We start from the raw sequence: 23,643 nt of genomic DNA on the forward strand, positions 1-23,643 counted from the left end.
CCGATGGACCAGCTCGTCCCCGCCCTGATCCTGCTGGGCGTGTTCCTGGGGATCCTCGCGCTGATGTACCTGGGCTGGCGCGGACGCGGCGCCCGCCAGGCCGACCTTCCCGCCCCCGACCTCGACGAACCGCTCGAGACCCTCGACGGCGGCGTGGAGGCAGGCCCCTTCGAGGCCGTGTACGTCTCCACTGTGCTGGCCGACAAGCCCTTCGAGCGCGTGGTCGCCCACGGCCTCGGCACCCGCTCGCGCGCCCACCTCAGCCGCGGCACCGGAGGGTCCTGGCGCATCGAGCGGGAGGGCGCCCCCTCCTTCACTATCCACGGCGACCGCGTGCTCGACATCGCCGCCGCCCCCGGCATGGCAGGCAAGGTCGTCGGCGGCGACGGACTGCTGGTGATCCGCTGGCAGCACGGCCCCGACTCCACCGCGCTGGACACCGGCCTGCGCCTGACCAGCCGCGCCGACCACGACCTGCTGCTTCGGAAGGAGCACACCTCATGACCGCACAGCCCACCACCACGCGACGTTCCCGCAACGACCCCGCCGTGCTGATCCTCGAGGACGGCACCGTGGTCCACGGCACCGCCTACGGGGCCCGTGGCCAGCGCCTGGGCGAGGTCGTGTTCTCCACCGGCATGACCGGATACCAGGAGACCCTCACCGACCCCTCCTACGCCGGACAGATCGTCGTGCAGACCGCACCCCACATCGGCAACACCGGCGTCAACACCCACGACATGGAGTCGCGGAAGGTCTGGGTGCGCGGCTACGCCGTGCGCGAGGCCAGCCGCATCCCCTCCAACTGGCGCAGCGAGCAGGGCCTGGAGGAACTGCTGGCCGCCGAGGAGGTGGTGGGCATCGCCGGGATCGACACCCGCATGGTCACCCGCATCCTGCGCGAGCACGGCGCCATGCGCGGCGGCGTGTTCTCCGGCGAGGCACTGGAAGCGGGGGAGGGGGCACTGCTGGAGCGCGTGCGCTCCGCCCCCACCATGGAGGGATCCGGCTTCCTCGAGGAGGTCACCATCGCCCAGCCGGTGCTGCTGGAGCCCGAGGGGGAGGCGATCGGCACGGTCGCCGCCGTGGACCTCGGGATCAAGGGCGCCACCCCCCGCAGCATGCTGGAGCGCGGTCTGCGCGTGCACCTGCTGCCGGCCACCACCACCCTGGAGGAGCTGCTGGCCGCCTCGCCGGACGCCGTGTTCTTCTCGAACGGCCCCGGGGACCCCGCCACCGCCGACCACCAGGTGGAGCTGCTGCGCGGGGTGCTCGATGCGGGCCTGCCCTACTTCGGGATCTGCCTGGGCAACCAGATGCTGGGACGGGCCCTCGGCTTCGGCACCTACAAGCTGAAGTACGGGCATCGCGGCATCAACCAGCCCGTCCTGGACAAGGCGACCGGCAAGGTCGAGATCACCGCCCACAACCACGGGTTTGCCGTGGACATCCCCCTGGACGGGCAGCACACCGCCCCCCACGACGGCGGTCGCTACGGCCGCGTGGAGGTCTCCCACGTGGGCCTCAACGACGACGTGGTCGAGGGCATCCGCTGCCTCGACATCCCCGCCTTCTCCGTCCAGTACCACCCCGAGGCCGCGGCCGGCCCGCACGACGCCGCCCACCTCTTCGATCGTCTGGCCCAGCTGGTGCACGAGCACCGCAGCGGCTCCGCCGCAGGAAAGAAAGAGTCCTGATGCCCCGTCGTACCGATATCTCCTCCGTCCTGGTCATCGGCTCCGGTCCCATCGTGATCGGGCAGGCAGCGGAGTTCGACTACTCCGGCACCCAGGCCTGCCGGGTGCTGCGTGAGGAGGGCCTGCGGGTCATCCTGGTCAACTCCAACCCGGCCACGATCATGACCGACCCCGGCATCGCCGACGCCACCTACATCGAGCCGATCGATCCGGGCATCATCCGCTCGATCATCGCCGCCGAGCGCCCCGACGCGATCCTGCCCACCCTGGGCGGGCAGACGGCGCTGAACGCCGCCGTGGCCCTGGCGGAGCAGGGCGTGCTCGAGGAGTTCGGCGTGGAGATGATCGGCGCCAGCCTCGACGCGATCCAGAAGGCCGAGGACCGCAGCCAGTTCAAGGAGGTCGTGGAGCGCGTGGGCGGCGAGTCCGCCCGCTCGGTCATCTGCCACACCATGGAGGACTGCCTGGCCGCGGCCGAGGAGCTGGGCTACCCGATGGTGGTGCGCCCCAGCTTCACCATGGGGGGCCTCGGCTCCGGCATGGCCTACGACGAGGCCGACCTGCGCCACATCGCCGGTGCCGGCCTCCACTACTCGCCCACCACCGAGGTGCTCCTGGAGGAGTCCATCCTGGGGTGGAAGGAGTTCGAGCTGGAGCTGATGCGCGACCACAAGGACAACTGCGTGGTGGTGTGCTCCATCGAGAACGTGGACCCGGTGGGCGTGCACACCGGCGATTCGGTCACGGTGGCCCCGGCCCTCACCCTCACCGATGTCGAGCTGCAGCAGCTGCGCGACCTCGGCATCGGGATCATCCGTGAGGTGGGGGTGGACACCGGCGGCTGCAACGTCCAGTTCGCCGTGCACCCCGAGACCGGCCGCACCGTCGTGATCGAAATGAACCCCCGCGTCTCGCGCTCCTCGGCGCTGGCCTCCAAGGCCACCGGCTTCCCGATCGCGAAGATCGCGGCCCGCCTGGCCATCGGCTACAGCCTCGACGAGATCCGCAACGACATCACCGGCACCACCCCCGCCAGCTTCGAGCCCACCCTGGACTACGTGGTCGTGAAGGTGCCGCGCTTCGCCTTCGAGAAGTTCCCGGCGGCGGACCCCACCCTCACCACCACCATGAAGAGCGTGGGGGAGGCGATGGCGATGGGCCGCAGCTTCACCGAGGCCCTCGGCAAGGCGCAGCGCTCCCTGGACGTGCCCTCCGCCGTGCCGGACTTCCGCGGCGAGGCCCCCACCCCCGCCGAGGTGGCCGAGCTGATCGAGCAGGTGCGCACCCCCACCGACACCCGACTGGTGCGCATCTCGCGTGTTCTGCGTGCTGCCGCCGAGGGCGTGGTGGACCCCGCCGAGACCGTCGAACGCCTCTACGAGGCCACCGCCATCGACCGCTGGTTCCTGGACCAGATGCTGCAGGTCCAGGAGATCGCCGCCGACATCCGCAGCAGCGCCGTGCTGGGGACCCACCAGCTGCGGCTCGCCAAGCGCCACGGCATGTCCGACGACCAGATCGGGCAGCTGCGCCACGTCTCCGGCGAGGTGATCAAGGGCGTGCGCGAGGCCCTCGGCATCAACCCCGTGTACAAGACGGTGGACACCTGCGCCGCGGAGTTCGCCTCCCGCACCCCCTACCACTACTCCACCTACGACCAGGAGACCGAGGTGGAGCCCCGCGAGCGGGCTGCCGTGCTGATCCTGGGCTCCGGCCCCAACCGCATCGGACAGGGCATCGAGTTCGACTACTCCTGCGTGCACGCCGCGATCGCCCTGGGCAGGGCCGAGACCGAGGACGGCCTGGGGTACGAGACCGTCATGGTCAACTGCAACCCCGAGACCGTCTCCACCGACTACGACGTGGCCGACCGCCTCTACTTCGAGCCGCTCACCTTCGAGGACGTGCTGGAGGTGTACGAGGCGGAGATCGCCGCCGGCCCGGTGGCCGGCGTCATCGTGCAGCTGGGCGGCCAGACCCCGCTGTCCCTGGCACGCCGCCTGCAGGACGCGGGCCTGCCGATCCTGGGCACCGACCCCACCGCCATCGACGCCGCCGAGGACCGAGGAGCCTTCGGGGCAGTCCTGGCCCGTGCGGGCCTGCCCGCCCCTCCCTACGGCACCGCCTGGGCCCTGGACGACGCCCGCACGGTCGCCGCCGAGGTGGGCTACCCGGTGCTGGTTCGCCCCAGCTACGTGCTGGGCGGTCGCGGCATGGAGATCGTGTACGACGAGGAGGGCCTGGTCGACTACGTGGCCCGCAACCTCCCGGAGACCGGCCGCGCGGAGGCCCCGATCCTGATCGACCGCTTCCTGGACACCGCCACCGAGATCGACGTGGACGCCCTGTTCGACGGGCAGGACCTGTACATCGGGGGCATCATGGAGCACATCGAGGAGGCCGGTATCCATTCCGGCGACTCCGCGTGCACCCTGCCGCCCGTGGCACTGGGGGAGGACGTCGTCGACCGCATCCGCACTTCCACCCGGGCCATCGCCGAGGGCGTGGGCGTGCGCGGCCTGCTGAACGTCCAGTACGCCCTCGCCCAGGACGTGCTCTACGTCCTGGAGGCCAACCCGCGGGCATCGCGCACGGTGCCCTTCGTCTCCAAGGCCACCGGGGTGCAGCTCGCTCAGGCCGCAGCCCTGGTGAAGATGGGCCGCACCGTCGCCGAGCTGCGCGAGCAGGGACTGCTGCCCGCTCACGGCGACGGCACGGACCTGCCGGAGGACGCCCCCATCTCGGTCAAGGAGGCGGTGCTGCCGTTCAAGCGGTTCCGCACCCGCGACGGACACGCCGTGGACTCCCTGCTGGGGCCGGAGATGCGCTCCACCGGCGAGGTGATGGGCATGGACTCCACCTTCCCGCTGGCCTTCGCCAAGTCGCAGCTCGCGATCGCCGGGCAGGGCCTGCCCACCTCCGGCGCGGTGTTCGTGTCCGTGTCCGACCGCGACAAGCGCGGGGTGGTGCTCGCGGTCGCTCGCCTGGCCGCCCTCGGCTTCGAGGTGCTCACCACCGAGGGGACCGGCCGCACCCTACGCCGCTCCGGGATCCCCTGCAGGGTGCTGCGCAAGGCCTCGCAGCCGGGGGAGGACGCCAGCGTGATCGACCTGATCGAGTCCGGGGAGGTGTCGCTGGTGGTCAACACGCCCTCCGGCACCAACGCCCGCGCCGACGGCTACGCCATCCGTGCTGCCGCCACCAGCATGGACATCCCGATCATCACCACGCTGCAGGAGTTCCAGGCGGCGGTCCAGGCCATCGAGGCGCTGCCGGAGGAACCCTTCGCCGTGACCAGCCTGCAGGCCCACACGGCACGCCTGGAGAGCGCCCGGGCAGCGGCGGCATCGGGAGCCGCAGCATCGGGAGCCGAGGTCAGCGCATGAGCGAGCCGGCCAGGATCCCGGCCGCCTTCGGCCGGCGGCTCCAGCTCTCCGTCGCCGAGCACGGCCCGATCCTCGCCGGCATCGACCCCCATGCCTCCCTGCTGGCGGCCTGGGTCCTGCCCGACACCCCGGCCGGACTGCGGGAGTTCTCCCTCACGGCGCTGGACGCGGTGGCAGGTCGGGTGTGCGGCATCAAGCCGCAGTCGGCCTTCTACGAGCGCCACGGCTCCGCCGGGGTGGCGGTGCTGGAGGAGCTGCTGGCCCGTGCACGAGAGCGCGGTGTGCTCACCGTGCTGGACGTCAAGCGCGGGGACATCGGCTCCACCATGGGCGCGTACGCCCAGGCGCACCTGCGCCCCGGTGCGCCGCTGGAGGCGGATGCGATCACCGTGAGCCCGTACCTGGGGGCCGGCTCCCTGGACCCCGCGGTGGACCTCGCACTCGAGCACGGCAAGGGCCTGTTCGTGCTCGCGCTGACCTCCAATCCCGGAGCCGGAGCCGTGCAGCACGCCCGCACCGCCGGCGGCTCCGCCCTGGCCGTGGACGTGGCGCGACACGCCGAGTCCGTGGGGCGCGGCGGAGCCGGGTCCTGGGGGAGCGTGGGGCTGGTCGTCGGGGCCACCGTCGAGGACGCCTTCACCCGCCTGGGGCTCGATGCTGCAGCACCGACATCACCCCTGCTGGCGCCCGGTTTCGGGGCTCAGGGAGCAGGTCCAGCCCAGCTCGCGGAGGTGTTCGGGCAGTCAGCCGGCAGGGTGCTGGTCAGTCTGTCGCGCGGGCTGCTGGCCGCAGGCCCCGACCCGGACGGCCTGTCGGAGCGTGCCGAGCAGCTCCGAAAGCTCTACACGGAGGTCGCGCCCGACGCGCCCACCAGGTAAAAAGCGTGTCAGGTGTGCGCCCCGCCACCATGATGGGGTTACGCTCTACCCACGTCCGGCTCCAGCCGGAACCGATCACGAACGCCGAAGAACAAGAGGTAAGAACCGTGGCTCTCCCTCCCCTCACCCCCGAGCAGCGGGCGGACGCCCTCAAGAAGGCCGCCGAGGCCCGTCGTGAGCGCGCTGCGATCAAGGCTCGCCTGAAGGACAGCGCCGGCCGTCGCGGCGAAGAGATCTCGAAGGTCCTGGCCGAGGCCGAGACCAACGAGATCGTCGGCCGTCTGCGCGTCTCCGCCCTGCTGGAGGCCCTGCCGGGCGTCGGCAAGGTCAAGGCGCAGCAGATCATGGAGGAGATCGGCATCTCCCCGTCCCGCAAGATCCGCGGCCTCGGCTCCCATCAGGCGGAGAAGCTCGTCGCGCACTTCTCGGAGTGACCCGTACCCCGGGGGCCGGTGTCCCCGTAACACCGGCCCCGGTCACGGTCCTCGCCGGCCCCACCGCCGTGGGCAAGGGGACCGTCTCAGCGGCCATCCGCGCCCGCTACCCGGAGATCTGGCTCTCCGTCTCCGCGACCACCCGTGCCCCGCGCCCCGGTGAGCGCGACGGCGTGCACTACTACTTCCTCGACGAGGACGAGTTCACCCGCCTGGTCGAGGACGGCCAGATGCTGGAGTGGGCCGTGGTGCACGGCCGCCACCGCTACGGCACCCCGCGCGGCCCGGTGGATGAGGCCGTCGCCGCCGGTCGCCCCGTGTTGCTGGAGATCGACCTCGCCGGGGCCCGGCAGGTGCGCGAGACCCTCCCGGACTCCCGGTTCGTGTTCCTCGCGCCCCCGGACTGGGACACCCTGGTCGAGCGGCTCGTGGGCCGCGGCACCGAATCCGAGGAGGAGCGGGAGCGCCGCCTGGCCACCGCCCGCATCGAGCTCGCCGCCGAAGCGGAGTTCGACGTGACCATCGTCAACGACACCGTGGATCGGGCATCCGCCCAGCTCGCCGCCCTGATGGGCGTGGGGCACCTCACCTGACCACGCACTCCCTCGCCTGGCCTCCCACGGCCCTGGGGCGTATCCTGGAGTGTCGCACCATCCTCTACGAAGGGACTTCCGTGGCCGGAACCGTCGCCCATCCCGAAGGCATCACGAACCCGCCCATCGACAGGCTCCTGGAGACCGTCGACTCCAAGTACGCCCTGGTGCTGTACGCATCCCAGCGTGCCCGCCAGATCAACGCCTACTACTCGCAGCTCTCCGAGGGCCTGCTGGAGTTCGTGGGCCCGCTGGTGGACGTGGACAACCAGGAGAAGTCGCTGTCGATCGCCCTGCGCGAGATCGACGAGGGCCTGCTGACCGTCCGCGAGATCGACGAGGCCGAGGAGGCAGCGGCCCAGGCCGCCGAGGACGACGGCCCCGCACCCCTGGTGCTGGGTGACGACGCCCCCGAGATCCCCCCGTCCGACTTCTCCTTCTGATCGGATGAGCAGCCTGGCCGGTGCCCGCGTCCTGCTGGGCGTGGGCGGCGGCATCGCCGCGTACAAGAGCGCACTGCTGCTGCGCGGCCTGGTGGGCGAGGGCGCCCAGGTGCAGGTGATCCCCACGCGCTCCTCGCTGGAGTTCGTGGGCGCCGCCACCTGGGAGGCCCTCAGCCACAACAAGGTCCTCACCAGCGTGTTCGAGCACGTCGACGAGGTCGCCCACGTGCGCATCGGCCAGGACGCCGATCTGGTGGTCATCGCTCCGGCCACCGCCGACCTGCTGGCCCGGATGCGCGCCGGCCGCGCCGACGACCTGCTCACGGCCTCGCTCCTGGTGACGCGGGCACCCGTGGTGATCGCCCCGGCGATGCACACCGAGATGTGGGAGCACCCCGCCACGGTGGAGAACGTCGCCGTGCTGCGTGAGCGCGGTGTGATCGTGCTGGAGCCGGCCGTGGGCCGCCTCACCGGCCCCGACTCAGGCCCGGGCCGACTCCCCGAGCCCACCGCGATCCTCGATGCTGCCCGCGCAGCCATCGCCGCCCCCCGCACTGCACTCGGTGGCGTGCAGCAGGACCTCAGTGGTCGTCACCTGCTGATCAGCGCCGGCGGCACCCGCGAGGAACTTGACCCGGTGCGCTTCCTGGCCAACCACTCCTCGGGCCGGCAGGGCTGGGCGCTGGCCCACGCGGCACTGGCTCGCGGCGCGAGGGTGACCCTGGCCGCTGCGAGCGTGGACCTCGAGACCCCTCCGGGTGCTGACCGCCGCGATGTCACCAGCGCGGCCCAGCTGGCCTCCCTCGTCGCCGAGCAGCGCGACCGGGCCGATGCCGTGATCATGGCAGCCGCCGTCGCCGACTTCACAGCCGCCCAGCGGTCGGAGGCCAAGATCAAGAAGACCGACAACGGGGACAGTGCTGAGGGTGCCGGGGGCACTGACGAGGCCCCGTCGATCCCGTTGCGCCGCACCGAGGACGTGCTGCGCACCACGGTCACCTGGCGCGGGGACGGGCAGCGGCCCGCGATCGTGGGCTTCGCCGCCGAGACCGGTGGCGAGGGGCACACCGCATTCGAGCTCGCCCAGCAGAAGGCCCGCCGCAAGGGTGCCGACCTGCTGGTCTTCAACGATGTCACCGCCGGGGTGTTCGGCTCGGCCGACAACGCCGTGCGGATCCTCGACGCCGACGGCGAGCAGGTCGCCTCCGCCGAGGGCAGCAAGACCGAGGTCGCCCACGCCGTGCTCGATGAGCTCGTCCGTCGGCTCCCGGACGTACCCTTGACCGCATGAGTTCCAGCGAGCTGCGCACCTTCACCTCCGAGTCCGTCACCGAGGGCCACCCCGACAAGATCTGCGACCAGATCTCCGACGCGATCCTCGACGACATGCTGGCCCAGGACCGCGGCGCCCGTGTCGCCGTGGAGACCATGGTCACCACGGGCCTGGTGCACGTGGCCGGCGAGGTCCGCACCAAGGGGTACAGCGACGTGGCTCGGATCGTGCGCGACGTGATCCGGGAGATCGGCTACGACTCCTCGGAGAAGGGCTTCGACGCCGACTCCTGCGGCATCGAGGTGTCGATTGGCTCCCAGTCCGACGATATCTCCGCCGGGGTGGAGACCTCCTTCGAGTCCCGCGGCGGCAGCGACGAGGCCTACGCCCGCCTGGGTGCCGGGGATCAGGGCCTCATGTTCGGCTACGCGTGCGACGACACCCCCGAGCTGATGCCGCTGCCGATCCACGCCGCCCACACGCTCACCAGGAACCTCTCCCGGGCCCGCCGCGACGGTGTCCTGCCCTACCTGCGGCCCGACGGCAAGACCCAGGTCTCCATCGGCTACGACGAGCAGGGCGTGGCCCGCAGCGTGGAGGCCATCGTGGTCTCCAGCCAGCACGCCGAGGAGATCGACCTGGACACCCAGCTGGCCCCCGCCCTGCACAAGGTGGTCATCGCCCCCGTCCTGGAGGAACTGGGAGCACTGGGCCTGGACATCGCAGACGTCACCACCCACATCAACCCCTCCGGGCGCTTCGTGATCGGCGGCCCCAAGGGCGACGCCGGGCTCACCGGCCGCAAGATCATCGTGGACACCTACGGCGGCATGGCACGCCACGGCGGCGGCGCCTTCTCCGGCAAGGACCCCTCGAAGGTGGACCGCTCCGGCGCCTACGCGATGCGCTGGGTCGCCAAGAACATCGTCGCCGCGGGCCTGGCCAAGCGCTGCGAGGTGCAGGTGGCCTACGCCATCGGCGTGGCAGAGCCCATGGGCCTGTACGTGGAGACGTTCGGCACCGGCGTGCGCCCCGACCACCAGATCGCCGCCGCGGTGCGCAAGGTGTTCGACCTGCGCCCCGCCGCACTGATCGACGCCCTGGACCTGCTGCGCCCCATCTACCGGCTCACCTCCACCGGCGGGCACTTCGGTCGTAAACTGCCCGAGTTCACCTGGGAGCAGGCCGACCGCGTCGAGGAGCTGGAGCGGGCCCTGTGACCACGCCCCACCCCGCCGAGCCCGCGAGCTCCCTGGACCCGACGATCGCCGCGCGCCTCAAGCGGGACGGGGCAGGCCTGGTCACAGCCGTGGTGCAGGACGCCACCGACCACCGGGTGCTGATGGTGGGCTGGATGGACGACGAGGCCCTGCACCGCACCCTCACCACCGGTCGTGCCACCTACTGGTCCCGTTCCCGCGGCGAGTACTGGCGCAAGGGCGACACCAGCGGCCATGTGCAATGGGTGCGATCGGTCGCCCTGGACTGCGACGGCGACACCCTGCTGGTCCAGGTGGACCAGGTGGGCGCCGCCTGCCACCGGGGCACCGACACCTGTTTCGACGGTTCCGAGCTCCCCGCCTATGTCACCCCCGTAACGGAGCGCAACGTATGAGCACCCCCGCCCCCGGCTCCACCTCCCGCGAGCAGGCCTACCCCGAGCTGGTGCGAGGCCGCGAGGGCAACCTCCTGGGCAGGATCGAACCGGACCGCGACACCTTCCGCACCCTCGCCGCCCAGCAGCGCATCGTGCCGGTGACCCTGCGGCTGCTTGCCGATGAGGACACCCCCGTCTCGCTGTACCGCCGGCTGACCGCCGGCACCGACGGGGCCGGCACCTTCCTGCTGGAGTCCGCCGGCCAGGCCGCCGACGCCGAGGACTCCCGCTGGTCGATCATCGGTTCCCGCGCCCGCGCGGCGCTCACCGAGCAGGACGGCCGTGCCCTCTGGCGCGGGGACGCGCCCGTGGGCATCACCGAGGGCACCACCCCGGTGGAGGCCCTGCGCGATGTCGCCGCCGCCTTCCGCGCCGCCCGCAACCCCCAGCTGCCGCCCTTCACCGGGGGCCTGGTGGGCTTCGTCGCCTACGACGCGGTGCGCTACTGGGAGAAGCTCGAGTCCCCGGGCCCGGACGAGATCGGCCTGCCGGACCTCTCCCTGCTGCTGGCCCAGGACGTCGCCGTGCACGACTCCCGCGACTCCACCGTGCTGCTGGTCGCCAACGCCCTGAACCTCAACGGCACCGACGACGGCGTGGACGATGCCTACGACGATGCCGTCTCCCGCCTCGAGGCGATGCGGGAGAAGCTGCGCTGGCCGCTGGACTCCGCCCCCATGGTCTACGAGACCGTCAGCGAGATCGAGCCCAAGGCCCGCACCGCACAGCTCGAGTACGAGCAGGCGGTGCGCGAGGCCGTCCAGGACATCATCGACGGTGAGATCTTCCAGGTGGTGCCCTCCCAGCGCTTCTCGCTGCCGGTGGCCGCGCACCCCCTGGACGTGTACCGCGTGCTGCGGCGCATGAACCCCAGCCCGTACATGTTCCTGCTGCGCACCACCGATGCCGACGGCACCCCCATCGACGTGGTCGGCGCCAGCCCGGAGTCCCTGGTGACAGTGCGCGGCGGAACAGCTACCACGCACCCCATCGCCGGCTCGCGGCCCCGAGGCGCCGACCCGGAGGCCGACCAGGCACTGGCCGAGCAGCTGCTGGCCGACCCCAAGGAGCGCTCCGAGCACCTGATGCTGGTGGACCTGGCCCGCAACGACCTGCAGAAGTTCTGCGACCCCGGCACGGTGGTGGTGCGCGATTTCATGCACATCCAGCGGTACTCCCACATCCAGCACATCGTCTCCACCGTCACCGGTCGCATCCGTGAGGGCGCCACCGCCTACGACGCCCTGCGGGCCACCTTCCCGGCCGGCACCCTCTCCGGTGCGCCCAAGCCCTCGGCCCTGCGGATCATCGACCGGCTCGAACCCGTGCGCCGCGGTATCTACGGCGGCACCGTGGGGTACATCGACTTCGCCGGCGACATGGACATGGCGATCGCCATCCGCACCGCCGTGCTGAAGGACGGCACCGCCCACGTGCAGTCCGGCGGGGGAGTGGTGGCCGACTCCGACCCCACCATGGAGCACCGCGAGACCCAGTCCAAGGCCGCCGCCGCACTGCGCGCCGTCGCCTCGTCCGAGACCCTGCGGCCGGCATGACTGCCGTACTGGACCGCCTGACCAAACCAGTCGTGGTGCTGCTGGGCCTGGCATCGTCACTGGCGCTGGCCGGGACCACCGCCCTCGAATGGCTCCGGGCCACCGCCCCCGATCTCACCGGCACCGTCATCGAGGTGCCCGTCACCGGGCAGGAGGCCGCCCCGGCGGTGATGGCCCTGGGGCTGGTAGGCGCGGCCGCATCGCTCGCCAGCGCCCTGTCCTCGGTCTGGGTGCGCTGGGTGACCGGTCCCGTCCTGGTGCTCACCGGGGCAACGGCCGCCGTGCTCAGCGCGGGAGTCTTCCTGGACCCCGAGGCCGCAGCCCGGGCGGGCGTCGCCCGCGCCACCGGGCTGCTCGGCGGTGACCTGCATGCCACCACGGGCACCTGGCCGCTGCTGGCCGTGGTCCCCGCGGTGCTCGTCGCCCTCGCCGGCCTCGCGGTCCTCGTGGCCGGAGGCCGCTGGCGCACCGGCAGCCGCTACCGCAGCGCTGCCGTCGCCGCCCCACAGGCCGCTGCCGCGTCCCCGCAGGACGACCCGGCCGCTGCCTGGGACGCCCTGACCCGCGGCCAGGATCCCACCGAGTACGAGGTCGATCCCGCCCAGCACACCGGTCCCGAGCCCGACCGGGGACACGACGCGGTGGGCGAGGACCGATCGCCGCGCCACGACGTGGCACAATGAGCCCGACCCTGCCCTGACCCCGGAGAAGGACCATGCCGAAGACTTACGCCGTCCCGCCGCCCCCGCCCCACAACGAGGGCAAGACCGTGGCTGCCTGGACCCTCAACCTGGGTGTGGTCCTCGGTGCCGTCCTGGTGGCTCTGGGGATGGTGCGCGGCGAATCCATGTTCATGATCGTCGGTGCCGGGGTGATGGCGCTGGCCATCGTCGCCGGTGTGGGCCTGTCCTTCGCGGGACTGGGCCAGAAGTCCACCAAGGCCGAGGAACGGTGACATCCGCGGTGCGGACCGAGCGCCCCCAGGGGGCGCCCGTCGGTCCCGCCCGCGGATCCCGCCGTGCACTGCTCCCGCTTGCTCTCGCAGCCGGGGGACTCGCCGTCGCGCTGCTGGTGCAGGCGGTCTTCGACCCGTTCCGCACCGACGTGCCGCTGTGCCCCGTGTACCACCTCACCGGTCTGCACTGCCCCGGATGCGGAGCGATCCGCTCGGTCCACGCCCTGCTCGACGGTGATCTCGCGCTCGCTCTCCGCAGCAACGCAGTGCTGATGGTGGCGCTGCCCGCGGTCGCGCTCGGCTTCGGCCGGTGGACGCTGCGCCGCATGCGCGGCCTGCGGACCGCAGCACCGCCGTCGAGCGTCGTCCTGGCCGGCGCTGTCATCGCCGTCGTCTTCGGCATCCTCCGGAACCTGCCCTTCTTCTGGTTCCTGGCCCCCGTCTCGTTCGTGGGTGCCTGAGCCGGCCCGGCCTGCACCCCATCCCAGGAGTCCCATCGTGACCACCACCGGAACCGTCCTCGACGACATCATCGTCGGCGTCCGCGAGGACCTCGAGCAGCGACGCCGCGCGGTCGGCAGCCGCGACCTCGAGCGTCTCGCCGTCGAGATCGGCCCTGCCCTCGACGCCGAGGCCTCGCTGCGCGGTGACGGCAGCACCCTGGGCCTCATCGCCGAGGTCAAACGGTCCAGCCCCTCCAAGGGCGAGCTCGCCAGCATCCCCGCCCCCGCCGATCTCGCCGCCATCTACGAGCAGGGCGGTGCCGGCGCCATCAGCGTGCTCACCGAGCAGCGCCGCTTCCGAGGCTCCCTGGCCGATCTCGACGCCGTGCGCGCTCGCGTGGAGGTGCCGCTGCTGCGCAAGGACTTCGTGGTGGACCCGTACCAGATCCTCGAGGCACGCGCCCACGGCGCGGACCTGATCCTGCTGATCGTCGCGGCGCTGGACGACCAGCAGCTGCGGGACTTCCACGACCTCACCACCGAGCTGGGCATGCAGGCCCTGGTGGAGACCCACACCCCCGAGGAGCTCGAGCGGGCGCTGGCGATCGATCCCGCGATCGTCGGGGTCAACGCCCGCGACCTGAAGACCCTCGACGTCGACCTCGACCGCGCCGCGGGACTGCTGGGGGACATCCCCGGGCACGTCCTGGCGATCGGCGAGTCCGCCGTCGCGAGTGTCGCCGATGTCGAGGCCTACGCCCGCGCCGGAGCCGACGCCGTCCTGGTGGGCGAGGCACTGGTCACCTCCGGTGACACCCTCACCACCGTCCAGTCCTTCCGCGACGTCGCCCGCCGCGGTCGCCCCGCCACCGAAGGAGGTCCCCAGTGACCGTTCCAGACCTGTCCCGCCCCACCGGCGACCTGCGCTCCCACGCCGGGCCCTGGTTCGGCGACTTCGGCGGGCGATTCCTGCCCGAGGCCCTGGTGCCCGCTCTCGACGAGCTCTCCGAGGTCTACGAGAAGGCGATCGTGGACCCGGACTTCATCGCCGAGCTGCAGCGCCTGGCGGAGGAGTACACCGGCCGCCCCTCCCTGCTCAGTGAGGCCCCGCGCTTCTCACGCCTCGCCGGCGGCGCCAGGATCCTTCTCAAGCGCGAGGACCTCAACCACACCGGTTCGCACAAGATCAACAATGTGCTGGGCCAGGCGCTGCTGACCATGCGCATGGGCAAGAAGCGCGTCATCGCCGAGACCGGCGCCGGTCAGCACGGCGTGGCCACCGCCACCGCCGCGGCCCTGTTCGGCCTGGACTGCACCATCTACATGGGAGAGGAGGACACCCGCCGGCAGGCCCTGAACGTGGCGCGGATGCGCCTGCTCGGCGCCGAGGTGGTGCCCGTGACCCATGGCTCGCGCACCCTCAAGGACGCCATCAACGAGGCATTCCGCGACTGGGTCACCAACGTGGAGACCTCCAACTACATCTTCGGCACCGTCGCCGGGCCCCACCCGTTCCCCACCATGGTGCGGGACCTGCAGCGGATCATCGGCGAAGAGGCCCGCGCCCAGGTCCTCGACCGCGTAGGGCGCCTGCCCGACGCCGTGGTGGCCTGCGTGGGCGGCGGCTCCAACGCCATGGGCATCTTCCACGCCTTCCTCGACGACACCGAGCCCGGGGAGCACGTGCGCCTGATCGGCTGCGAGGCCGCCGGCGACGGTGTGGACACCGACTTCCACGCGGCCACCATCGGCCGCGGCACCCCCGGTGTGCTGCACGGGGCACGCTCCTTCCTGCTGCAGGACGAGGACGGCCAGACCATCGAGTCCCACTCGATCTCCGCCGGACTGGACTACCCGGGTATCGGGCCGGAGCACGCGTGGCTGGCCGACATCGGCCGTGCCGAGTACCGCGCCGTCACCGACGCCGAGGCGATGGACGCCTTCGCCCTGCTGTCGATGACCGAGGGCATCATGCCGGCCATCGAGTCCTCCCACGCCCTGGCCGGTGCCCTCGCCCTCGGCAAGGAGCTGGGCAAGGACGCCGTGATCCTGGTGAACCTCTCCGGCCGCGGCGACAAGGACGTCCACACCGCCTCGGAGTGGTTCGGCCTGCTGGACGGCGACCCTGCCGACGAGTCCGACGATGGCACGAGTCCAGACGGCACCGACCCGGAGGACGCCGCAGCCACTGGCACCGACGGCGCCGTCCGCCACGGGCGCGCGGACCTCACGCCGCTGCGGGACCTGGCCCGCACCACGATGGATGCCGCCACCGCCGGCACGGAGGAGGACGCATGAGCGAGCACGCGCACGGCGACAGGCTGCGATCGGCGCAGGTGCTGGAGCGCACCCGCGCCGAGGGCCGCGCCGCACTGATCGGCTACCTGCCCGTGGGATACCCCGACCTGGCCGGCTCGATCGATGCCGCCCGCACCCTGATCGACCACGGCGCCGACATGATCGAGCTGGGCCTGCCCTACTCCGATCCCGTCATGGACGGCCCCGTCATCCAGCGCGCCGCCACCGCGGCCCTCGCCGGCGGAGTGCGCAACCGCGACGTCATCACGGCGGTGGAGCAGCTCTCCGGCCGCGGCGCCGCGATCCTGGTGATGAGCTACTGGAACCCCGTGCTGGCATACGGCGTGGACGCCTTCGCCCGCGACCTCGCCTCCGCCGGCGGCGCCGGGCTGATCACCCCGGACCTCATCCCCGACGAGGCCGGTGACTGGCTCGCCGCATCCGAGACCCACGCACTGGACCGCGTGTTCCTGGTCGCACCCAGTTCGCCGCGGGACCGACTCGAACACGTCGTCGAGCACACCACCGGTTTCGTGTACGCAGCCAGCACCATGGGGGTCACCGGCACCCGCACCAGCGTCTCCGCCGCCACCGAGGGCCTGGTCCAGCGCACCCGCGACGCCGGCGCCCAGAACGTGTGCGTGGGACTGGGGGTCTCCACCGGGGACCAGGCAGCCCAGGTGGGGGCCTACGCCGACGGTGTGATCGTGGGCTCCGCCTTCGTGCGCACCCTGCTGGAGGCGCAGGACGCCGGCCGCGGCAACGACCTCACTGCCCTGGCCGCAGTGGCGGACGACCTGCGTGCGGGCGTGGACCGAGCACGCACCGGCAACCGGCCCACTGCCGGCTCCGCCGAGGGCCGCGCATGAGCCTCGCCCTGATCCCCAGCCCCCCGATCTCCGCGATCTCCCTGGGGCCGCTGACCCTGTACTTCTACGCCGTGTGCATCCTGGCCGGCATCGGGGTCGCCCTGTGGTGGGCCACCAAGCGGTGGGAAGCGCGCGGCGGCAACGGCGACGACCTCTTCGACATCGTGTTCGTGGCCGTGTTCGCCGGGATCATCGGCGCCCGCATCTGGCACGTGCTCACCTCCCCGGCCCCGTTCTTCGGTCCCGGTGGGGACCCGGTCTCCGCCCTGTACATCTGGGAGGGGGGCCTGGCGATCTACGGGGCCGTGGCCGGTGGTGCCCTGGCCGTGTACCTCATGGCCCGCGCCAAGGGCGTGTCCTTCACGGCCCTGGCCGACACCATCGCCCCCACCCTGATGGTGGCGCAGGCGATCGGTCGGCTGGGCAACTGGTTCAACCAGGAGCTGTACGGCCCGCCCACCGACCTGCCCTGGGGCTGGGACATCACCTGCGTCACCAACGGCGACCGCATCGGCGGCTGCGAACCCGGCACCTACCACCCCACCTTCCTGTACGAGCAGCTGTGGCTGCTGGCAGGCATGGCACTGCTGCTGTTCCTCTCCCGCCGCCTCCACCTCGCAGGCGGTCGCGTGTTCTGGGCGTACGTAGCGATCTACTCCACCGGGCGCGCCTTCATCGACGCCATCCGCAGCGAACCGGTGCTGATGGTGGGACCGCTGCGCATCCACACCCTGGTGGCCATCGTGATGGCCGTCGTGGCCGTCGCAGTGCTCGTCGCGCTCACCATGCGCAAGCAGAAGCGCGGGGGAGAGGTGGTCGCGGCCGACGGCTCCTTCCAGTGGCCGGACCCTGCCGCAGAGCCATCGGGCCCCGGCTCAGGCCCCACCGCGGCCGGAGCGGGAACGGACAGAGGATCCGGGCCGATCTCACCCCAACGCTGAGGCACTCCGTGGCCGTTGCCTCCCCGCGGCCGTTACCTCCCCGTGACCGGGGTGTCCGCATCCCGGAAACCGACGTGGCGCCGTGACCGCGCTGGCTATATGCTCGCCCGGTTCACCACACCCTTGGAGGGATGCGCATGCGACCGTTGTCCGCCCGCTTCTCGGCCATCCCCCCGGCACAGGGCCTGTACCGGCCCGAGGACGAGAAGGACGCCTGCGGCGCAGCGATGGTCGCCACCCTGCGCGGCACCCCCGGGCACGACATCGTCACCCTGGCGCTGACCGCACTGGAGAACCTCGAGCACCGCGGAGCCGTGGGCGCCGAGGAGACCACCGGTGACGGCGCCGGGATCCTCACCCTCATGCCCGACCGCTTCCTGCGGGAGGAGCTGGCCGCCGAGTCCGATGCCGAGCTGCCCCCGGCCGGGCAGTACGCGGCCGGCTGCCTGTACCTCTCCCGCGACGAGACCGAACGTGCCGGGCAGCTGCAGGCGATCGAGCAGATCGCCGCCTCGGAGGGCCTGAGGATCCTCGCCCGGCGCGATGTCCCGGTGGTCCACGGGCTCGTGGGCCCCTCCGCCGAGCGCACCCGGCCCCACATCGTCCAGCTGGTGCTGGTGGACGCAGAGGGCTGCCGTGCCGGACTGGACCTCGAGCGGGCCGCGTTCGCGGTGCGCCGACGCGTGGAGCACGGGACCGAGACCTACTTCCCCTCCCTGTCCACCCGCACCATGGTCTACAAGGGGATGCTCACCACCGCCCAACTGGGGGCCTTCTACCCCGATCTGCGCGATGAGCGGTTCGAGACCGAACTGGCGATCGTCCACTCCCGCTTCTCCACCAACACCTTCCCGTCCTGGCCCCTCGCCCAGCCCTTCCGGATGCTCGCCCACAACGGCGAGATCAACACCGTGGTGGGAAATCGCAACCGTCTGCGCGCTGCCGAGGGGCGCATGGCCACCGACGCCTTCGGCGAGGACTTCGAGCGCCTGCTGCCGGTGAACACCCCCGGGGCCTCCGACTCCGCCAGCCTGGACGAGGCCCTCGAACTGCTGCAGCTGTCCGGGCGCTCCCTGCCCCACGCGATGATGATGCTGGTCCCGCAGCCCTGGGAGAACGACCCGGTGATGGATGCGGACCTGCGGGCCTTCTACGAGTTCCACGCCTGCCTGCAGGAGCCCTGGGACGGGCCGGCCGCACTGATGGCCACCGACGGCACGCTGGCCTGCGCCACCCTGGACCGTAACGGCCTGCGCCCCCTGCGCTGGTGGCTGGGCAACGACGGCCTGGTCCTGGTGGGCTCCGAGGCCGGCATGATCCCGATGGACCCCGCCGACGTCGCCGCCCGTGGCCGTGTCGCCCCCGGTGACATGTTCTGCCTGGACCTCTCGGCGGGGCGGATCGTCCCGGCCCAGGAGGTGCGCGACGACGTGGTGGGACAGCACCCCTGGGGTCGCTGGCTGGCCGAGCAGAAGGTCCACGTCACCGAGCTGCCCGAGCGGGAGCACGTGGGCCACTCCCGGGCCTCCGTCACCCGGCGGCAGCAGACCTTCGGCTACACCGAGGAGGAGCTGCGCATCCTCATCGCCCCCATGGCCGCCAAGGGCATCGAGCCGATCGGCGCGATGGGCACCGACACTCCGATCGCGGTGCTCTCGGACCGGCCGCGGCTGCTGTTCGACTACTTCACCCAGATGTTCGCGCAGGTCACCAACCCGCCGCTGGACTCGATCCGCGAGGAGATCGTCACCAGCCTGGGAGTGACCATCGGTGAGTCCCGCAACCTGCTGGACGCCACCCCGGCCCATGCCCGGCAGCTGGCGCTGGACTTCCCGATCATCGACAACGACCAGCTCGCACGGATCCTCGCGATCTCCGCCTCACCTCGCACCGCCGACCTCCACACCGTGCGCCTGCGCGGTTTGTATCCCGTCGCCTCGGGAGCGCAGGGCCTGCAGCAGCGCCTCACCGAGATCTGCGAGGAGGCGGTCACGGCGATCGACGAGGGCGCCACCTTCCTGGTGCTCTCCGATCGCGACTCCAACGCACACCTGGCTCCGATCCCCAGCCTGCTGCTCACCAGCGCGGTGCAGCACCACCTGATCCGCACCGGCCGTCGCACCCGCGCCGCCCTGCTCGTGGAGGCCGGGGACGTGCGCGAGGTCCACCACGCGGCCCTGTTGATCGGGTACGGCGCCAGCGCTGTGAACCCCTACCTGGCGATGGAGACCGCCGAGGACCTGGTGCGCCGCGACGTGGTGGGCGGGGTCACCGGTGCCCAGGCCGTGGCCAACCTGATCAAGGCCCTCGGCAAGGGCGTGCTGAAGATCATGTCCAAGATGGGCATCTCGACCGTCGCCTCCTACCGCGGGGCCCAGCTGTTCGAGGCCGTGGGTCTGTCCCACGAACTCGTCGAGCAGTACTTCCCGGGCACCACGAGCCGGATCGACGGCATTGGGCTGGACGTCATCGCCGAGGAGAACGCCGCGCGGCACCGCCGTGCCCACCCGGCGGACGGCACCGAGCTGCCGCACCGCCGCCTCGAGGTGGGAGGGGAGTACCAGTGGCGCCGCGAGGGCGAGCCGCACCTGTTCACCCCCGAGACCGTGTTCCGCCTGCAGCACTCCACCCGCACCCGCCAGTACGAGGAGTTCCGCCGGTACACCGACCTGGTGGACGACCGCTCCGAGCACCTGCTGACACTGCGCGGCCTGCTGCGCCTCCGCACCGACGAGACCGCAGCGATCCCGGTGGAGGAGGTGGAGCCGGTCGAATCGATCGTGAAGCGCTTCATGACCGGCGCGATGAGCTATGGCTCCATCTCCCAGGAGGCCCACGAGACGCTCGCGATCGCCATGAACCGCCTGGGCGGCATGTCCAACTCCGGGGAGGGCGGCGAGGACCCTGAGCGCCTGCACGACCCGGAGCGATCCAGCGCCATCAAGCAGATCGCCTCCGGCCGCTTCGGCGTGACCAGCGAGTACCTCACCTTCGCCCGCGACATCCAGATCAAGATGGCACAGGGCGCCAAGCCCGGCGAGGGCGGCCAGCTGCCCGGCCAGAAGGTGTACCCGTGGATCGCACGCACCCGCCACTCCACCCCCGGCATCGGGCTGATCTCCCCGCCGCCGCACCACGACATCTACTCCATCGAGGACCTCGCCCAGCTGATACACGACGCGAAGTCCGCGAATCCCGCGGCCCGCATCCACGTCAAGCTGGTCTCCCGCTTCGGGGTGGGGACCGTGGCCACCGGGGTCTCCAAGGCCCATGCCGACGTGGTGCTGATCTCCGGCCACGACGGCGGCACCGGCGCGAGCCCCCTGAACTCGCTCAAGCACGCCGGCACCCCGTGGGAGCTGGGGCTGGCCGAGGCGCAGCAGACCCTGCTGCTCAACGGCCTGCGCGATCGCATCACCGTGCAGGTGGACGGGCAGATGAAGACTGGCCGCGACGTGGTGGTGGCGGCCCTGCTGGGCGCCGAGGAGTTCGGCTTCGCGACCGCCCCGCTGGTGGTCTCCGGCTGCATCATGATGCGGGTGTGCCACCTGGACACCTGCCCCGTGGGCGTCGCCACCCAGAACCCCGAGCTGCGTGAGCGGTACACCGGCACCCCCGAGTTCGTGATCACCTTCTTCGAGTTCATCGCCGAGCAGGTCCGCGAGCACCTGGCATCCCTCGGGCTGCGCTCCATCGACGAGGCCGTGGGTCGGATCGACCTGCTGGACGTGGACGACGCCGTGGGCCACTACAAGCAGCAGGGCCTGGACCTGAGCCCGGTGCTGTCCCAGCCGCAGGTGCGCGAGGGCGATCACGTGCGCCGCATGCGCGACCAGCACCACGCCCTGGAACTGGCCGCGGACCGCCCCTGGATCCAGCAGGCCGCACCGGCCCTCGACCGTGGCGAGCCCGTCGTCATCCGCGACACCCTGCGCAACACCCAGCGCAGCGCGGGAACGCAGCTCGGCCACGAGGTCACCCGTCGCTACCGCGGCGCGGGCCTGCCCGACGACACCATCCGCCTCGAGCTGGACGGCACCGGTGGTCAGTCGCTCGGCGCGTTCCTCCCCTCCGGTATCACCCTCGAGCTGCATGGCGATGCCAACGACTACGTGGGCAAGGGCCTGTCCGGAGGCATCATCGCCATCGGTCTGGGCGGGCAGACCACCTCGGAGCCCATGACCATCGCCGGCAACACCTGCGCCTACGGCGCTACCAGCGGCCGCATGTTCCTGGCCGGTGGTGCGGGGGAGCGGTTCGGCGTGCGCAACTCCGGCGCCACGCTCGTGGTGGAGAGCATCGGCGACCACGGCTGCGAGTACATGACCGGCGGCGCCGTGCTGGTGCTGGGCCCCACCGGCCGCAACCTCGGCGCCGGGATGAGCGGCGGCACCCTGTTCGTGCTGGACCTGGACCCCTCCCGCCTGAACCCCGCCGACGCCGACACCTTCGAGATCACCCCACTGCGCAAGGACCATCGCGGCTTCGTGCTGGAGGCCCTGACCGAGCACGCTCACCGCACCGGCTCCCCGCAGGCCGCAGCACTGCTGGAGGACCCTGAGACCACCCTCGCGCGGATCACCGAGATCGCCCCGCGGGAGTTCCTACGGGTGACCGCCCTGCGCGACCAGGCCGTCGAGAACGGCATCGACCCCGACTCCCACGAGGTGTGGAACACGATCCTGGAGGGCTCCCATGGCTGACCCCCGCGGCTTCCTCAAGCACCGCGACCGCGAACTGCCGCCGCGTCGCCCCGTTCCCGTGCGCCTGATGGACTGGCGTGAGGTGTACGAGATCCGGGAGAAGGGCGGACCCGACGGGCTCAGCCGCGTCTCCCGGCAGGCGGGCCGCTGCATGGACTGCGGGATCCCCTTCTGCCACCAGGGATGCCCCCTGGGCAACCTGATCCCTGAGTGGAACGAACTGGTGTACCGGGAGGACTGGCACGAAGCGGCCGAACGCCTCCACGCCACCAACAACTTCCCCGAGTTCACCGGCCGTGCCTGCCCCGCCCCCTGTGAGTCCAGCTGCGTGCTCGGCATCAACCAGCCCCCGGTGACCATCAAGAACATCGAGGTCTCCATCATCGACCGGGCCTTCGAGGAGGGCTGGGTGCAGCCGGTGGAGCCCACCCGGCAGACGGGGCGCACCGTCGCCGTGGTCGGCTCCGGGCCCGCAGGGCTTGCCGCCGCCCAGCAGCTCACCCGCGCCGGCCACACCGTGGTGGTGCTGGAGAAGGACGATCGCATCGGCGGTCTGCTCCGCTATGGGATCCCCGAGTTCAAGCTCGAGAAGCGCCACCTGGAGCGTCGCCTGGAGCAGATGCGCGCCGAGGGCACCTGCTTCCGCACCGGGATCGAGGTGGGCGGCACAGGGGAGGGTGCCCTCTCCGCTGCGGAGCTGCGTGCTCGCTTCGATGCCGTGATCCTCACCATCGGCGCCCAGGTGCCGCGGGACCTCCCGGTCGATGGACGCGAGGCCACCGGCATCCACCCGGCGATGGACTACCTCACCCAGGCGAACCGCTTCGTGGAGGGTGACTGGTTGGCGGACCCGCTCACCGCCGAGGGCAAGGACGTGGTGATCATCGGCGGCGGCGACACCGGTGCGGACTGCCTGGGCACCGCCCTGCGCCAAGGTGCACGCTCAGTGACCACCCTCGCCATCGGGCAGCAGCCCCCGGCCGAGCGCGACGCCGGCCACCCCTGGCCCACCCACCCGGTGCTGTTCGAGGTCAGCGGGTCCCATGAGGAGGGCGGGGACCGCTCCTTCCTGGCCTCCACCACCGGTTTCGAGGTGGACGAGGCCGGGGCCGTCTCCGGCATCCGGGTGGCCCGCACCCGGTTCGAGGACGGCCGGCGTGTCCCCACCCCCGGCACCGAGCAGGTGCTGCCCGCACAGCTCGTGCTGATCGCCATGGGGTTCTCCGGACCCGGAGGCGACAGCCTGCTCGACTCCCTCGGCGTGGCGCGCGACCGCCGGGGCAACATCGAGCACTCCGCGAACTGGGAGACCGACGTGCCCGGAGTGTTCACCGCAGGGGACTGCGCCCGAGGTCAGAGCCTGATCGTGTGGGCGATCGCCGAGGGACGCGCGGCCGCAGCAGCCGTCGATGCACATCTGATGGGGAGCTCGTCATTGCCGGTCCCGGTACACCCTTCAGCCTCGCCCCTTACACTGTGAACGGATCCCGGTGATGCGACCCCCTGTTCTCAGGAGC

Annotated in this window: 20 protein-coding genes; all 20 read left to right on the plus strand. The window is 71.7% G+C overall.

Going from position 1 to position 23,643, the window contains the following annotated elements:
• The first annotated feature begins 3 nt into the window (after positions 1-3).
• On the plus strand, positions 4-504 hold the full coding sequence (locus tag JOD52_RS06775) for a PH-like domain-containing protein (protein WP_204409159.1): 501 nt from the start codon (positions 4-6) through the stop codon (positions 502-504).
• Entirely contained in the window at positions 501-1,697 is a 1,197-nt protein-coding gene (gene carA, locus JOD52_RS06780; protein WP_017823617.1) for a glutamine-hydrolyzing carbamoyl-phosphate synthase small subunit, read from the plus strand. The genes JOD52_RS06775 and carA overlap by 4 nt, the downstream gene beginning before the upstream one ends.
• Positions 1,697-5,083, plus strand: a complete 3,387-nt coding sequence (carB, locus tag JOD52_RS06785) for a carbamoyl-phosphate synthase large subunit (protein WP_017823616.1) — start codon at positions 1,697-1,699, stop codon at positions 5,081-5,083. The genes carA and carB overlap by 1 nt, the downstream gene beginning before the upstream one ends.
• Positions 5,080-5,961: an orotidine-5'-phosphate decarboxylase gene (gene pyrF, locus JOD52_RS06790; RefSeq protein ID WP_017823615.1), complete on the plus strand. Its 882-nt coding sequence runs from the start codon at positions 5,080-5,082 to the stop codon at positions 5,959-5,961. Before carB ends, pyrF begins: the two co-directional genes overlap by 4 nt.
• 107 nt (positions 5,962-6,068) lie before the next feature.
• A complete protein-coding gene (gene mihF, locus JOD52_RS06795; RefSeq protein WP_017823614.1) occupies positions 6,069-6,395 on the plus strand; it encodes an integration host factor, actinobacterial type in 327 nt (108 codons plus the stop codon).
• Positions 6,392-6,988: a guanylate kinase gene (gene gmk, locus JOD52_RS06800; protein WP_017823613.1), complete on the plus strand. Its 597-nt coding sequence runs from the start codon at positions 6,392-6,394 to the stop codon at positions 6,986-6,988. Before mihF ends, gmk begins: the two co-directional genes overlap by 4 nt.
• Positions 6,989-7,068: 80 nt before the next feature.
• Positions 7,069-7,431, plus strand: coding sequence for a DNA-directed RNA polymerase subunit omega (gene rpoZ / locus JOD52_RS06805; RefSeq protein ID WP_017823612.1), 363 nt, complete (start codon positions 7,069-7,071; stop codon positions 7,429-7,431).
• A gap of 4 nt (positions 7,432-7,435) precedes the next feature.
• The gene (gene coaBC / locus JOD52_RS06810) at positions 7,436-8,722 is read left to right on the plus strand and encodes a bifunctional phosphopantothenoylcysteine decarboxylase/phosphopantothenate--cysteine ligase CoaBC (protein ID WP_204409160.1); all 1,287 of its coding nucleotides are present in this window, start codon (positions 7,436-7,438) and stop codon (positions 8,720-8,722) included.
• Complete coding sequence (metK, locus tag JOD52_RS06815; RefSeq protein ID WP_017823610.1) at positions 8,719-9,924, plus strand: methionine adenosyltransferase; 1,206 nt, start codon at positions 8,719-8,721, stop codon at positions 9,922-9,924. The genes coaBC and metK overlap by 4 nt, the downstream gene beginning before the upstream one ends.
• On the plus strand, positions 9,921-10,319 hold the full coding sequence (hisI, locus tag JOD52_RS06820) for a phosphoribosyl-AMP cyclohydrolase (RefSeq protein ID WP_017823609.1): 399 nt from the start codon (positions 9,921-9,923) through the stop codon (positions 10,317-10,319). The genes metK and hisI overlap by 4 nt, the downstream gene beginning before the upstream one ends.
• Positions 10,316-11,917 (plus strand): anthranilate synthase component I, encoded by a 1,602-nt coding sequence (locus tag JOD52_RS06825; RefSeq protein ID WP_204409161.1) that lies wholly within the window; start codon positions 10,316-10,318, stop codon positions 11,915-11,917. The genes hisI and JOD52_RS06825 overlap by 4 nt, the downstream gene beginning before the upstream one ends.
• Positions 11,914-12,600, plus strand: a complete 687-nt coding sequence (locus JOD52_RS06830) for a Trp biosynthesis-associated membrane protein (RefSeq protein ID WP_042343158.1) — start codon at positions 11,914-11,916, stop codon at positions 12,598-12,600. The genes JOD52_RS06825 and JOD52_RS06830 overlap by 4 nt, the downstream gene beginning before the upstream one ends.
• Positions 12,601-12,632: 32 nt before the next feature.
• Positions 12,633-12,872: an HGxxPAAW family protein gene (locus tag JOD52_RS06835; RefSeq protein ID WP_017823606.1), complete on the plus strand. Its 240-nt coding sequence runs from the start codon at positions 12,633-12,635 to the stop codon at positions 12,870-12,872.
• A gap of 8 nt (positions 12,873-12,880) precedes the next feature.
• Entirely contained in the window at positions 12,881-13,333 is a 453-nt protein-coding gene (locus JOD52_RS06840) for a DUF2752 domain-containing protein (RefSeq protein ID WP_338124057.1), read from the plus strand.
• 37 nt (positions 13,334-13,370) lie between these two features.
• Positions 13,371-14,204 carry an indole-3-glycerol phosphate synthase TrpC gene (trpC, locus tag JOD52_RS06845; protein ID WP_017823604.1) on the plus strand — a complete coding sequence of 278 codons (834 nt, stop codon included), beginning with the start codon at positions 13,371-13,373 and terminating at the stop codon, positions 14,202-14,204.
• Positions 14,201-15,613, plus strand: a complete 1,413-nt coding sequence (gene trpB / locus JOD52_RS06850) for a tryptophan synthase subunit beta (RefSeq protein WP_017823603.1) — start codon at positions 14,201-14,203, stop codon at positions 15,611-15,613. The genes trpC and trpB overlap by 4 nt, the downstream gene beginning before the upstream one ends.
• A complete protein-coding gene (gene trpA / locus JOD52_RS06855) occupies positions 15,610-16,482 on the plus strand; it encodes a tryptophan synthase subunit alpha (protein WP_017823602.1) in 873 nt (290 codons plus the stop codon). The genes trpB and trpA overlap by 4 nt, the downstream gene beginning before the upstream one ends.
• Positions 16,479-17,423: a prolipoprotein diacylglyceryl transferase gene (gene lgt, locus JOD52_RS06860; protein ID WP_017823601.1), complete on the plus strand. Its 945-nt coding sequence runs from the start codon at positions 16,479-16,481 to the stop codon at positions 17,421-17,423. The genes trpA and lgt overlap by 4 nt, the downstream gene beginning before the upstream one ends.
• A gap of 137 nt (positions 17,424-17,560) precedes the next feature.
• The gene (gltB, locus tag JOD52_RS06865) at positions 17,561-22,126 is read left to right on the plus strand and encodes a glutamate synthase large subunit (protein WP_204409162.1); all 4,566 of its coding nucleotides are present in this window, start codon (positions 17,561-17,563) and stop codon (positions 22,124-22,126) included.
• Positions 22,119-23,606 (plus strand): glutamate synthase subunit beta, encoded by a 1,488-nt coding sequence (locus JOD52_RS06870; RefSeq protein ID WP_017823599.1) that lies wholly within the window; start codon positions 22,119-22,121, stop codon positions 23,604-23,606. The genes gltB and JOD52_RS06870 overlap by 8 nt, the downstream gene beginning before the upstream one ends.
• Positions 23,607-23,643: the final 37 nt, after the last annotated feature.

Origin of the sequence: Brachybacterium muris (genome assembly GCF_016907455.1) — a bacterium.
Classification (GTDB): domain Bacteria; phylum Actinomycetota; class Actinomycetes; order Actinomycetales; family Dermabacteraceae; genus Brachybacterium; species Brachybacterium muris.